The following is a 13,113-nucleotide window of genomic DNA, read 5'->3' on the forward strand; positions in this document are numbered from 1 at the left end:
TTGTTCAGAAAAATTTAAAAGCGACACAAAAGGCATACTTTTTAGATATTGTAACTTACCTTTGCAAACAAAAATGCAAATTACAAAAGCTGAGTTCCTTACTTCAAGTTCCAAAGCCAGTCAATGCCCCGAAGCAGACAGACCCGAGTACGCGTTCATAGGCAGATCAAACGTGGGTAAATCTTCATTAATTAACATGTTATGCAATAAAAATTCCTTGGCAAAAACTTCGTCCACTCCTGGCAAGACACAGTTGATTAACCACTTTACCATAAACGACAAATGGTATTTGGTGGATTTACCAGGCTATGGATATGCCAAGGTATCAAAGACACAGCGCAAGGAATTTAAACTTTTAATTGATAATTACCTTCGTCACCGTTCCAACTTAATGTGTCTTTTTGTATTGGTGGATAGCCGGCATAATCCTCAAAAAATAGATTTGGAGTTTATGCATCAGATGGGTATTTGGGGGATCCCATTTGTAATAGTCTTTACAAAAATGGATAAGTTAAAACCTTCGGAAAAAGAAAAAAACATCGAAAGTTTTAAAAACGCCTTGTTGGAGGAATGGGAAGAATTACCGCAAATATTCATCACTTCGGCCGAAAAAGCTGAGGGTAAAGATGAGATTCTAAATTTTATCGACCAGGTAAATGAACAATGGTAAGGTGAATAGAGCTGCAACCACAAATCTAACCCTGGCTTCAAGATAAGGAAACATATTAAATTATGGTCGGGCAACGATAAATTCAGTCATGATTTTTTATCTTTGCAGCGTCTTTTTAATAATAAACAGAAAAACAACTATTTACGATGCCACCAAAAGCGCCCATTAAAATTTTTTCGGGATCATCGTCCCGTTACGTAACCGAAAAGATTAGTCACTATTCCGGAAGGGATCTTGGGAACATTAAAAAATTAAATTTTAGCGACGGAGAATTTGCTGTGGCTTTTCAGGAAACAATTCGAGGGTCGCATGTTTTCCTCATTCAATCCACTTTCCCGCCTGCAGATAACTTGCTGGAATTGCTAATGATGATCGATGCCGCCAAAAGAGCGTCTGCCTACAAGGTGGTTGCTGTTATACCTTATTTTGGGTTGGCCCGTCAGGACAGGAAAGACCAGCCTCGTGTTTCTGTCGGCGCCAAATTGGCTGCGGATATGCTTACCGCTGCAGGTATCGACCGTTTGATTACGATGGATCTACATGCCGATCAGATTCAAGGATTCTTTAACCTTCCTGTAGATCACTTGTACGCATCCTCCATCTTCTTGCCGCATATAAAAGGTATGAATCTGGAAAATCTTGTTATTGCATCTCCAGACGTGGGCGGTAGCAAGAGAGCCAACACCTATGCAAAGTTCTTAGGGGCCCCAATGGTAATATGCCATAAGTCGAGAGCCAAAGCGAACGTTATTAGCGAAATGAGAATCATCGGTGATGTAAAAGGCAAAAATGTGATTATCGTAGACGATATGATTGATACGGCCGGCACCCTGACGAAAGCAGCTGACATGATGAAGGAAGATGGCGCTTTAAGTGTAAGAGCTTTTGCTACCCACCCGGTACTATCCGGAAACGCCTATGACAACATTGACAATTCGGCATTGGAAGAACTGTTTGTAACGGACTCTATACCGTTACGTCAGGAATCGGAAAAAATTAAAGTATTGTCCATAGCGGAACTTTTGGCAGATACCATAGAAAAAGTGTACTATTATAAATCAATCAGTAATCAGTTTTTGATTTAACAGGTAAAAACATCCTGGATACAAGCTCCCTTTAATTGTGGAAGTCAGTATCTGTGAACGCACAAACCCACATTGTTCATTAAATTTTAATAGATTATGAATAAAATGTGGGTTTATTTTTTTACCTTTGCAGCCGCCTTTGGCAAAAAAGTGTGATGGGGAGTAAACCTGTTCATTACCAGTGATTTATTTTGAGTAGCACAAAAAATTAGAAAGATGCAAAAAATTGAATTAAAAAGTTCAAAAAGAGAAGTAATTGGTAAAAAAGCAACCAAAGAGCTTCGTAAAGAAGGAAAAGTACCCGGAGTACTTTATGGAGGAAAAGAAGTAGCACACTTCGTAATCGAAGAAAAACAACTAAAAGGTTTGGTTTACACACCAAATGTTTACATCATCAGTTTAGACATTGATGGAGAAAAAGTTGAAGCTATTCTTCAAGACATCCAATACCATCCGGTAAGCGACAAAATTCAACACGTTGATTTCTTACAAATCTTCGAAGACAAGCCTGTTATTATTGAAATCCCTGTAAAACTCAACGGTTTTGCAGAAGGTGTTAGGGCTGGGGGACAATTGTCTCTTGTTCAACGTAAACTACGTGTAAAGGCTTTACCGGCCAACTTACCCGATACTTTAAACATCAATATCGACCACCTTAAGCTGGGTGATTCTGTAAAGGTGGGTGCTTTGGCGTTCGAAAACCTTGAGTTATTAAATGCTAAAAACTCGGTTGTTGCCGCCGTTAAACTTACCCGTGCCGCTCGTGCTGCACAGACTCCAGGCGGAGAAGAAGCAGAAGCAGCAGAAGAGTAAAACGCATTTTAAGCATATAATCAGCCTCCATATTATGGTAATATGGAGGCTTTTTGTATTATTGCCACAGCAAAACATACCGTATGTGGTTCTATTTAAAAAAATTATTGTTTAGTAATAAGCCCTCGAAAATTGATCCCATGAAGTATTTAATAGTTGGGTTGGGTAATATCGGTTCGGAATACGAAGACACCCGTCACAATATAGGTTTTAATGTGTTAAACGAACTTGCAAAGCAAGAAAACCTAACATTTGAGAACTTACGCTACGGTGCGGTAACAGAATACAAATTCAAAGGAAAAACTCTTATCCTCCTCAAACCCAGCACTTATGTAAATTTGAGTGGCAAAGCCATTAGGTACTGGATGCAGCAGGAAAAGATTAAACCGGAAAACCTGCTTGTTATTGTCGATGATCTTGCATTGCCGTTTGGATCGATACGGATGCGGCAAAAGGGAAGTGATGCCGGCCACAACGGTTTAAAAAACATCCAGGATATTTTTGGACATAGCAATTATAATAGAATCCGATTTGGAATTGGCGATAATTTTAGCCGGGGAAAGCAGATTGACTATGTGCTGGGAAAATGGAGCAATGAGGAGCTGGCCGGCCTGCATGAAGGAATTGATATAGCCATAAAAATGATTAAAGGATTTGCCACCATTGGTGCCGCCAGAACCATGAATCAATTCAATAAAAAGTAATACCATGGACGAAAGTGTTAGGGTAGATAAATATTTATGGGCCGTGAGGGTTTTTAAAACCAGGAGTGTAGCTGCCGAAGCCATAAAAAAAGGACGCGTTCTCATTGGTGGTCTTCCCGTAAAAAACTCAAGGTTGGTCAAAGTGGGCATAGTTATCGACGTAAAGTTCCCTCCTATCACCCGCTCATTTAAAGTGCTGACTATTACCGGCAAAAGAATGGGTGCTAAACTAGTGCCTGATTTTATGGAAGAGGTAACAGCAAAAGATCAAATAGAACTGCTGGAACTAACCCGCCTGGCTAATTCTATGGGCCGAAGAAAAGGCCTTGGCCGCCCTACCAAAAAAGACCGGCGCGACCTGGATAAGATGGAAGAAGAAGACGACTGGGATTTTTAATAGACGAAAGCTTTCCTTTCAAAAGAAAGTAAGTAGTAATAAAATACTAATAAGCATCGACTGTTGAACTATATACCAACCACCGATTACTGATAACCGATTACTGATAACTGATTCCTGAAAAAATGATTATAGCTAAAGAAAAACGTCACAGCAACATTGTAGAGTACATATTGTACATGTGGCAAGTTGAGGATTTGATTCGTGCATATCAATTCAATATCGAAGCCATTAAACAAGGGATTATTCCCCAATATAATTTGAGTGGCGACACCTTGCAAGAATGTATTGACTGGTACGACAACCTGGTTGAAATGATGACGCTGGAACAAATCAAAGAAAAGGGTCACCTACAGGTAATTACCAATTTGGTGAAAGATTTGGACCGGTTGCATCGCGAACTACTAAATGATCCGAAAGAAATAGCCTACCGTCATATTTACAATGCGACCCTCCCCTTCATTAACGAATTTGACGAAAAAACGGGCAAAACACTCAACAACGAGATTGAGCTCTGCCTAACAGGCATCTACAGTAAATTCTTGCTTAAATTGCAGGGGAAAGAAATTTCGAAAGGTACGGAAGAAGCCATTAAAGCTTTTAGTAGCTTCCTCGCTTTTTTGGGAGGTAAATATCACGAGGAACAAGACAAGGAAAAAACGCAAAGCCCGGAGTAGTTCGGTCAACAGTCATCAGTTTGGCAGTCAAATATTTCATCAGACTGCTGACTGAGGACCACGAATCAAATACTACTCACTGAGATTTAACTTTTGTTTTATCAGTACAATATCCGCCCTCCTATCCACATGGATAAGACCTGTCTTTTTCTTAATGTCATCGGTGCTTAGCTGTTCGGCATCTCCTTTAGCCACCACTTTAATATGCTCATCGGCCACACCATAATGCTCCATCAGGTAGCGTTTCACGGTTTCTGCTCTTTTCTGACTTATAAACATCGGATTGTTTTCCGCTGAATCGGCGTATCCAATTACCTCTAGTGTCCAGTCGGCATGCTTACGGAGCAAAACCGCTATTTGAGCCATCGTGATCTGATTTTCGTAATCCTTAAACGTAGACCCCCCTGGCATAAAATAAATGGGGAATATATTATCGGCCGAATAAATTTTTGTGTTTTTCTCTTCGGTAATTACAGAATCTACTTGCAACCTCAATATTCCGGCTTGTTGTTGCACCATCCGCTCAAACTTATTTACTTCGTCCTCCAGAGGATCTTTCCTTTTCTTTCCGAAAATATTAAATCCGTAAGTTCTGTATGTCCATTTGCTGTGTCGTTTGTCTTTTTTACCGATTTTATAGCTTACATTAAAAGTAGTATGCCAATAGTTGTCGTTGGTTGCACCTGATAAAACACCGTCTAAATTATCTTCGAGTCCAAAATGAATAGTACTTTCCACACCTATATCAAAACTACGGTTTATACGATACAGCACCCCAATTCCGGCGGGTAAAACAAGTTCAGTGGCTCTGCTTATCTTTTTATCAGGGTTATTCGAATCGTAACCCAAAACAAAATAACCTTCATAAGTACTGCCTTCAATATCATTGGCATGTAACACCTGATCATCTTCGTTTTTGTAAATTCGGTTTCTAAAAGCCTGAACCCCGAAACCTACATTAAAATAGAAATTCCATTTATCATTCACCGGTCCGGGATTGGATAACATTTGGTTAATGTAGAATCTCGCACTTCCTGTATATTCCGCAAAATTCCCTTTAAAATAATGATGGATTCCTTGCCCTTTAATATCCCCTTGCATATACCTAAAATCGAATGCCAGTGCGGGAACCAACTGATAACTCAATGCAACAGTGGGGCTAAAATGCCATTTGTCATCGGGAAACAAAGCGTATTCGGTAAAATCTGTGAATAGAATATTTGGCCCATATCCAATCATAATATCCCAACGATTAAAAGCTTTTTCGCTGGAATACCGCATGTGTTCCTGAATCAATCGTCCATCCGTAGTAAATTGGGCCTTGGCCAAAGTTATCCAAACCAAACCCAAAACACTTAAGATGATGTCTTTCGGTATATTTATCATTGGGTTTAATTTATTCCTCGTTAACAATCATCAATAGATCTACCCTTCTATTGGCCATGTGCAGACCTTTTATATTCATATTTTGGGTATCTGATAGCAATTCCGACTCCCCTTTGGGATCCAACCTAAATCGCGACGAATCGATACCGAAATCTGTGACCATGGCCTTTAAAACGGCATTACACCTGCGCTCACTTAGTTTTAAATTGTATTCGTAACTTCCTCTGTCATCGCAATACCCCGCTATTACCATGCTTATTGACTTGTCGCGTTTTAACGCTCTTGCTACTCTTGCCAATTGCCTGTGTTCGCTCTTTTTAATATCCGACCTATCAAAATCGAAGAACACCGAAGCGGAAACACCTTCTTCATAAATTACTTGTTCAAATTTCTGATAAGACTTAGTTGTTATGATTGAGTCCAGACCGGCCAACCTGTCCAACTCGCTTTTCAAGGAGTCGAGCCTAATAGCCAAAGGATCCGAAGCACGCTGGGCTTCGTAGGCCAGGTTAAAATCTTTATAGGTCCATCGAGCGTGACGTTTATTCTTCTTACCAATTTTATAGGTCACAGAAAACGAAGTATGCATATAGGTATCGTTATCTGCACCGGTAAGATTCACATCAAAGTTATCAGCAGTAAGATTTCGCATGGTCATCTCCACCCCTAAATCGAAACTTTTATTAATCCTGTATTGGGCACCAACACCAATAGGCACCACCAGTTCGGTTTCCCTGCCAGTTTTATCCGTTGGGTCTTGCCGGTCATATCCTACCACCAAATAATCATCATCGTCCCACCCCGGCGGGTTTGGATACCCTCCCAGATTCTTATGTACGTCGTTCACCAGCATAAAGCTGTCGTCATCCAACCTGCGCAACCTACTTCTAAAAGCGTTAATACCAAGGCCTACCTTACCGTACAAATCCCACTTATCGCCCAATGGGCCAAAAGCCACTAACTGATTTATACTAAAACGAAGGTTCAAGGAATAATCGCGAAAGCTTCCCTTAAAATATCGGTTGTTTTTTTCTCCATACATACTACCTCCAAGAAACTGGGCTTCTAAACCCCAGGCTCTTCCCCATTGTTTGGATACAATAACCGTAGGGGCAAACCTATAGTCGCTTTTTGGAAAAACAGTATAATCTATCACATCGGTATAAAAGAATACAGGTCCGTAACCTAACGTAACCGACCAGGTATTATATTTATTTTGTTTTCGATAGATCTGTTCTTCGGTAAGATTGCTAAAATCGATTTGAGCCAGTGCCATACTTGTACTTATAATATATAGTATAGCAAAAGCAAGGGTATATTTAAAGAATTTCATACATCATATTATCTGATTGGCAAAATACTGATAAAGCTATAATTAATCACATAAAATCATGCTCCCGTTTTATTAAAGGTTATATTTTTTCCATAAGAAAGGAATAAATGATGACAGACATGGAGGTATTTTTGCTAAAAGCAATGTTCATGATAATTAAGTATATTCATATATGATACACCATATTGGTCCCAATCTAGTTTCTTCTCAAAAACAAACCCGCTTAATTAAATGCTTTCACTATTGACCTCCTCGTGCATATTCCTTAAATTAAGAATTTAATATAAAACAACTAATATGTGTCAATCGAACTATCATTCCATTCTTTGCGCGGTACCACCATATGTTTTAGAACGTATTTTGGACAAAGGCTCCGAAAAGCAAAAAGAAAAAGCCAAAAACACCATTGCTTTTGCCGGACAAATGAGAGGGCAGCGCCAGTCTTTTGCAGACATAAGTCTAACGCCACAAGCCACGCAAGGCGATAAAAACCGTTTGGTTTATGATGCCCAGAACCTGAATACTCTGCCCGGCGTTTTGGCACGTAGCGAGGGAGATGCTGCCACTGGTGATGCACAAGTAGATGAGGCCTACGATGGCGCAGGAGCCACATACGATTTATACGATCAGGTTTTTGGCCGGAACTCTATCGATAACAATGGGATGGATCTGATATCGACAGTACGGTATATCAGTGGTTACGACAATGCCTTTTGGAATGGAACACAGATGGTATATGGCGAAGGTGACGAAGATTTGCCCGAAGAAGACCGTATATTTAACCGCTTTACAATTGCCATAGATATTATTGGACATGAACTCACGCACGGTGTAACCCAGTACGAAGCCAACTTGGTTTACCAAGGGCAAGCAGGAGCTTTAAACGAATCTTTTTCAGATGTTTTTGGTTCGCTCGTTAAACAACGGGAAAAAAACCAAACTGCTGCTGATGCCGACTGGATTATTGGTGAAGGCTTGCTAACACCCAACGTAAACGGGGTTGGAATACGCTCCATGAAAGATCCTGGAACTGCGTACGATGATCCCACTATCGGCAAGGACCCACAACCGGGACATATGGACGATTATGTAGATACTACCCGCGACAATGGTGGTGTTCATATCAACTCGGGAATTCCCAACAAGGCTTTTTATTTGGCTGCGATGGAAATTGGCGGTCATGCCTGGGAAAAAGCAGGTAGGATATGGTATGTGACTTTAAAAGATAAACTGAAGCAAACATCAAAGTTTGAAGATGCCGCAAAACTAACCTATGAAGTAGCAGGTGATTTATATGGTAACGATAGCGCCGAGCAAATAGCGGTGAAAAACGCATGGGCTGGGGTTGGACTGCCCATAAAACTTGAGGAGAACAGAGGCTGTTTAAGTCGTTTTCTTGGTAAATAGAATGATTGATCCTTTCTAATATAGCAATGAGCTTTTAATATTTGGTATGAAATGCTGAAACTTCCATCAATTAATTTGTTTTAAATGGCAGACAATTATAAAATTATTTACGAACGTTCGGGCGGCCTTATGGGGCAAACTATTAGTTGCGAACTAAACAGTGACGAGCTGCCCGAAGAGCTTCGCAGCAACTTTATTAATTGGTTAGAATTAACCAATGCTGATGGTTCTTCGGGAGTGCCTGAAACGGATGCTTACCCCGATCAATTTCAATATATTTTAACGGTTAAAGGAAAACATGCGCACGCATTTACTTTCTCAGAATCCAATTTACCCAAGGACTTAATATCCATGTTTAATTTTTTAAACCGGAAAGCCAGAAAAAAATAAGGTAATGTTGTTTTCGGATTAAGAATAATGTAAACAGTAACCCCACACATTCAAATGAGTATTTAAACCCAAATTCCAGTTTCAACGCCTAGTAATTTGGTGGCATGAAGCGAGCAGGAAGCAGAAGTTATTCATAAAAACGACCTTTTATGACCCATCAATAATTCCTTTTATCGGCTCCCCACATTAGTTTATTGCGGAGCGTTGAATTAAAATTGATTCCGGGCAGGTCAATCACATTGACGTTGAAATCCGCTTTTCGGATATTTAACTCCAAACCGACTTCAAAGATACGGCTGCGCGAATCCAAGGTCGCCAAATACTTATCGGCGCGACCTTCAACTTTTAATGTGATAATCATATCGTTGGGCACTACGATGGGCCTAACGGTAAGGTTGTGCGGGGCAATAGGGGTAATTACCAGACTTTGTGATTTGGGATGAATAATTGGGCCACCAACACTTAGGGAATATGCCGTTGAACCAATTGCTGTGGAAACGATAAGTCCATCAGCCCAATAGGAATTGAGAAACTCTCCATTCAAGTAGGCATGTATCGTAATCATTGATGCACTGTCGCGACGATGCACAGCAAGCTCGTTCAGTGCAAAATTCATATCGCCAAACAAGTTGTTTTCCGTTTTGAGCTGTAGCAGGTCCAGCGAATTTAACTGGTAATTTCCCGCAAAGATATGTTCTATGGCACTTTCAATTTCCTCTTGGCCAATATCAGCCAGGAATCCCAGCCGACCGCTATTGATCCCCACTATTGGAATACCTGAGTCACGTATAAAAGTAACTGCTTCTAACATGGTTCCATCACCTCCAATACACACGAATAAATCAATATCCACCAGATCCTTTCGGTTTTCAAAATAACCATCCACCATTGGTTTAACATCAATATTACCTACCAAAAACGTATAAAATGGCTTGTAAATAATGATTTCTGTTCCGTGTTGATGCAGCTTACGGAACAAGTTGCTGCAACTTTCCCTAAAGAGTTCCGAAAACTGTTTTCCAAAAATGGCTATCCTCATCGCTTTATAATTTATTGCAAAAGCAAATGTAACTACAGTAGGGCAGCAAAGCAAAATTAGCTTGCTTTTAATAGCGGTTGCGCTCCATTCATAGCAATAAATCCCAGTTGAACCATAAAATTCAGCGGGATTTACAATTATGATAAAATCACGAAAGCTTTTATTTCACCAATAATTTTTCGGTCTTCGTATAACCGTTGATGTCGGTTATCCGAACATAATACAAGCCAGTACTGAATCCATTAATTCTAATGATCGAATAAGTTCCATAGTCAGTAACAAATTTCATTAATTGGCCACCTTGATTATAAATCCGGACCTCTTTTATCGGTTCTCCGTCACCTTCCAACGAAATATTGTCCTTTGCAGGGTTCGGATAAACTTTTATATATCCGCGATGGTTATCATTAATTGCAGAAATGATCTCCTTTCCCTTAACGAGTATATTATCCACTTGCATTGTGGTGGTTAATCCTGTTCCTCCGGTATATTTAAAAGCAATATAAACCGTTCCGGAATATCCCGTTAAGCTGATATCTCCCGAATTGGTGAAGTTATTGGCAAACCCTGACGCAGAACCACTGGCTAAAGTAGGATTTAGCTTCACCCAACTTGCCGTATTTACATCGCCCCCATAGTCCTCTGAAACAAAAACTTCCAAAACGTCACCAACATCAAAGCCATCTTTCGTGGCGAAATTCAAAACAACTTCTGATTTACCGGATAAATCAATTGATGGAGAAACCAACCAGTCTACCTCCGATGCGTCTCCCTGATAAGCTGTCATCTGGGCATATTTATTCGAATTATATTCTTTTCCCAACCATTCGTTTGCCCCCAATGAATTAACCACTGTCCAATTACTTAATGTAATAGGATTATCTACGCTAACCGACTCAAAATCCTCATAAAAAAGGTTGGTAAACCCATCCCCACCATTATTTCCGTTATCGCCCCAGATCATACCTACATATTCGGGGTGATTGATAAAAGGATTACGGTTACCCTGTTCGATATAAATCTTTTCGTTACGATCCCATTCCCACTGATCCACGGGATCATCTTCGTGCCATTTCAATAAAGTGGAAAGTTTACCGTGCAATCCTGAACTCGTAGAATATTCAGCCAATTCAAGATCAACCCTATCGCCTTGCTCATAACGAACTGCCATATAAAAAAGCATACGGGCCACATCGCCTTTTACCTCATCCCGTGGCTCCCAACTGTCACCATCGTAATAACAACCGGTAATACCGCTGATTCCGCCATAGGGTGACGGATCCGTATAGGCTGTTCCTCCGTCATCAAAATATAGATTTCCTCTTTTACTGTTTACCGTAACATCGGTGGGCCGCAAATGATGGATATCAGTTCCCGGGCCAGGATCCGTATCAAAGTCACCCATCGATTTTGCCCAGGTATGCTCCCTGTTCCACTCTGTGGCTCCCCCCCCATTATTATCTTTAGGATATGACCATCCAGTGTATAAAAGTATGACGTTGCTGCTATTATCCGGATCTTCATCGGTGTTTTTTAATGCTTCCCAAACCTCACTATAACTTAACACGGTTTGTACGCTTATTTTTGTGTGTAACGCTGCCTTCAGTTCGCTTCCGGTTTTTCCCGCTGCATTGGCATAATACTGCTCTATGGTTTCTGATTTAAGATGTACGCCAAAAACCAATAAAACGGGTATTAAAAAGAATTTGTAATTCATGGGTAAAGCTTTTGGGTTTATTATAGTAAAGATGATTAAATAAAAATCGTAGACCAAATGGTCGGCTTATGAAAATTACATATACTAGTATATATCATCACTTTCCAATGCAATGATTAACGATAAATTAATCATGGCATTGGAAAATAAAGATTGATGCACCAAGTAATAAAATCATATTTAACGTTCTATTATTTTTATATTTGCTCAGTTAATTAAACAAATGAAATTAGAATTTGCTCAGTTATGACCATTAAAGATGCTCAAAATAAAGTGGATGAATGGATAAAAACCATTGGAGTCCGATATTTCAGTGAACTTACCAATATGGCCATTTTAACCGAAGAAGTTGGCGAATTGGCACGGGTAATGGCTCGTAAATATGGGGAGCAATCTTTTAAGGAGGGCGAAAAAGAAAATCTGGCAGATGAAATGGCCGACGTGTTGTGGGTACTGATATGCCTGGCCAATCAAACCGGGGTTGATCTTACTGAAGCGCTCGAGAAAAATATGAAGAAGAAAACCAATAGAGATAGAGACAGACACACGAACAATAAAAAACTACAATAATGATGCAATCGGAAAATATACTTGAAGATTATAAAATCAATTTCAATATAGAGAACATAAATGCAGAAATTGAGCACATTACATCTACAAACCAAGATTTACAAAAGAATGCCGAAGTACTAAAAAACATATTCAGCTGTATTGATTTAACCACCCTAAAAGAAACTGACTCGGCAGAATCGGTTACAGCTTTTGTTCAAAAGGTAAACGAATTTAGTGACAAATACCCTACTTTTCCTTCTGTGGGTGCCGTTTGTGTATTTCCGGTATTTGCGCCCATCATAAAACAATATCTAAAGGTGGATAACGTGCAACGTGCGGTTGTTTCGGCCGGATTCCCAGCATCTCAAACATTTCTGGATTTAAAGGTTTTGGAAACTAAAAAAGCGGTGTATTTCGGTGCTAACGAAATTGATGTGGTCCTATCCATTGGTGAGTTTCTGGAAGGCAACTACGAATTTGTATATGAGGAAATTCGCCAATTAAAAGAAGCCTGTGGGAGCGCCCATCTTAAAGTGATTCTGGAAACAGGAGCCATTAAAGATCCTCAACTTATCTGGAATGCCTCGATCATTGCCATGGACGCAGGGGCTGATTTTATAAAAACGAGCACTGGTAAAATACCCACCGCAGCCACATTGGATGCCGCTTATGTGATGTGCCATGCCATTAAAGCCTATCATGCAAAAACAGGTAAACTTATTGGTTTCAAACCTGCCGGAGGAATAGCAGTTACTGCCGAAGCAATTGGTTTTTATGCTGTGGTAAAAGAGGTTCTGGGAAAAGAATGGTTGAACAACAAACTTTTTAGAATTGGTGCCAGCAGACTGGCCAACAACCTATTAACTGATATCTTAAAGCTTGAAAATGGCAGCTCGGAGGACATAAAATTCTTTTAATTAAACAGTAGAATTGTTTGAACATC

At 39.9% G+C, this 13,113-nt stretch carries 14 protein-coding genes; 10 read left to right on the top strand and 4 right to left on the bottom strand.

The genetic code is table 11. From position 1 onward, the window contains the following. Nucleotides 1-73 precede the first annotated feature (73 nt). From yihA to ACT29I_RS10240, 6 genes are all read left to right on the top strand, one after another. Complete coding sequence (gene yihA, locus ACT29I_RS10215; protein WP_444793361.1) at nt 74-670, top strand: ribosome biogenesis GTP-binding protein YihA/YsxC; 597 nt, start codon at nt 74-76, stop codon at nt 668-670. A gap of 146 nt (nt 671-816) precedes the next feature. Next, nucleotides 817-1,755: a ribose-phosphate pyrophosphokinase gene (locus ACT29I_RS10220; RefSeq protein WP_430932487.1), complete on the top strand. Its 939-nt coding sequence runs from the start codon at nt 817-819 to the stop codon at nt 1,753-1,755. A 216-nt stretch (nt 1,756-1,971) separates the two neighbouring features. Beyond that, entirely contained in the window at nt 1,972-2,568 is a 597-nt protein-coding gene (locus ACT29I_RS10225) for a 50S ribosomal protein L25/general stress protein Ctc (RefSeq protein ID WP_430932486.1), read from the top strand. Between the two features lie 140 nt (nt 2,569-2,708). Next, entirely contained in the window at nt 2,709-3,272 is a 564-nt protein-coding gene (gene pth / locus ACT29I_RS10230; protein WP_444793362.1) for an aminoacyl-tRNA hydrolase, read from the top strand. Nucleotides 3,273-3,276: 4 nt separating this feature from the next. Further along, nucleotides 3,277-3,669, top strand: coding sequence for an RNA-binding S4 domain-containing protein (locus tag ACT29I_RS10235; protein WP_430932484.1), 393 nt, complete (start codon nt 3,277-3,279; stop codon nt 3,667-3,669). 125 nt (nt 3,670-3,794) lie between these two features. Next, entirely contained in the window at nt 3,795-4,346 is a 552-nt protein-coding gene (locus ACT29I_RS10240) for a DUF4924 family protein (protein ID WP_430932483.1), read from the top strand. Between the two features lie 72 nt (nt 4,347-4,418). Here ACT29I_RS10240 and ACT29I_RS10245 read toward each other — a convergent pair whose 3' ends face one another. Continuing rightward, nucleotides 4,419-5,732, bottom strand: coding sequence for an OmpA family protein (locus ACT29I_RS10245; RefSeq protein ID WP_444793363.1), 1,314 nt, complete (start codon nt 5,730-5,732; stop codon nt 4,419-4,421). A gap of 10 nt (nt 5,733-5,742) precedes the next feature. After that, the gene (locus ACT29I_RS10250; RefSeq protein ID WP_444793364.1) at nt 5,743-7,065 is read right to left on the bottom strand and encodes an OmpA family protein; all 1,323 of its coding nucleotides are present in this window, start codon (nt 7,063-7,065) and stop codon (nt 5,743-5,745) included. Between the two features lie 297 nt (nt 7,066-7,362). Here ACT29I_RS10250 and ACT29I_RS10255 point away from each other — a divergent pair, with 297 nt between their 5' ends. Both ACT29I_RS10255 and ACT29I_RS10260 read left to right on the top strand, forming a co-directional pair. Continuing rightward, a complete protein-coding gene (locus ACT29I_RS10255; protein WP_430932480.1) occupies nt 7,363-8,472 on the top strand; it encodes a M4 family metallopeptidase in 1,110 nt (369 codons plus the stop codon). 84 nt (nt 8,473-8,556) lie between these two features. Continuing rightward, entirely contained in the window at nt 8,557-8,862 is a 306-nt protein-coding gene (locus ACT29I_RS10260) for a protealysin inhibitor emfourin (protein WP_444793365.1), read from the top strand. A gap of 157 nt (nt 8,863-9,019) precedes the next feature. On the opposite strand, the gene ACT29I_RS10265 is transcribed toward ACT29I_RS10260, so the two are convergent. Both ACT29I_RS10265 and ACT29I_RS10270 read right to left on the bottom strand, forming a co-directional pair. Continuing rightward, nucleotides 9,020-9,901 (bottom strand): NAD kinase, encoded by an 882-nt coding sequence (locus ACT29I_RS10265; protein WP_430932478.1) that lies wholly within the window; start codon nt 9,899-9,901, stop codon nt 9,020-9,022. 160 nt (nt 9,902-10,061) lie between these two features. Next, nucleotides 10,062-11,618, bottom strand: coding sequence for an endonuclease (locus ACT29I_RS10270; RefSeq protein ID WP_444793366.1), 1,557 nt, complete (start codon nt 11,616-11,618; stop codon nt 10,062-10,064). 246 nt (nt 11,619-11,864) lie between these two features. Here ACT29I_RS10270 and ACT29I_RS10275 point away from each other — a divergent pair, with 246 nt between their 5' ends. Continuing rightward, entirely contained in the window at nt 11,865-12,188 is a 324-nt protein-coding gene (locus ACT29I_RS10275; protein ID WP_430932476.1) for a nucleotide pyrophosphohydrolase, read from the top strand. Further along, nucleotides 12,188-13,087 (top strand): deoxyribose-phosphate aldolase, encoded by a 900-nt coding sequence (gene deoC / locus ACT29I_RS10280; protein WP_430932475.1) that lies wholly within the window; start codon nt 12,188-12,190, stop codon nt 13,085-13,087. Before ACT29I_RS10275 ends, deoC begins: the two co-directional genes overlap by 1 nt. Nucleotides 13,088-13,113 lie beyond the last annotated feature (26 nt).

Origin of the sequence: Saccharicrinis sp. GN24d3 (assembly GCF_052400645.1) — a bacterium.
Taxonomy (GTDB): Bacteria; Bacteroidota; Bacteroidia; order Bacteroidales; family Marinilabiliaceae; genus Saccharicrinis.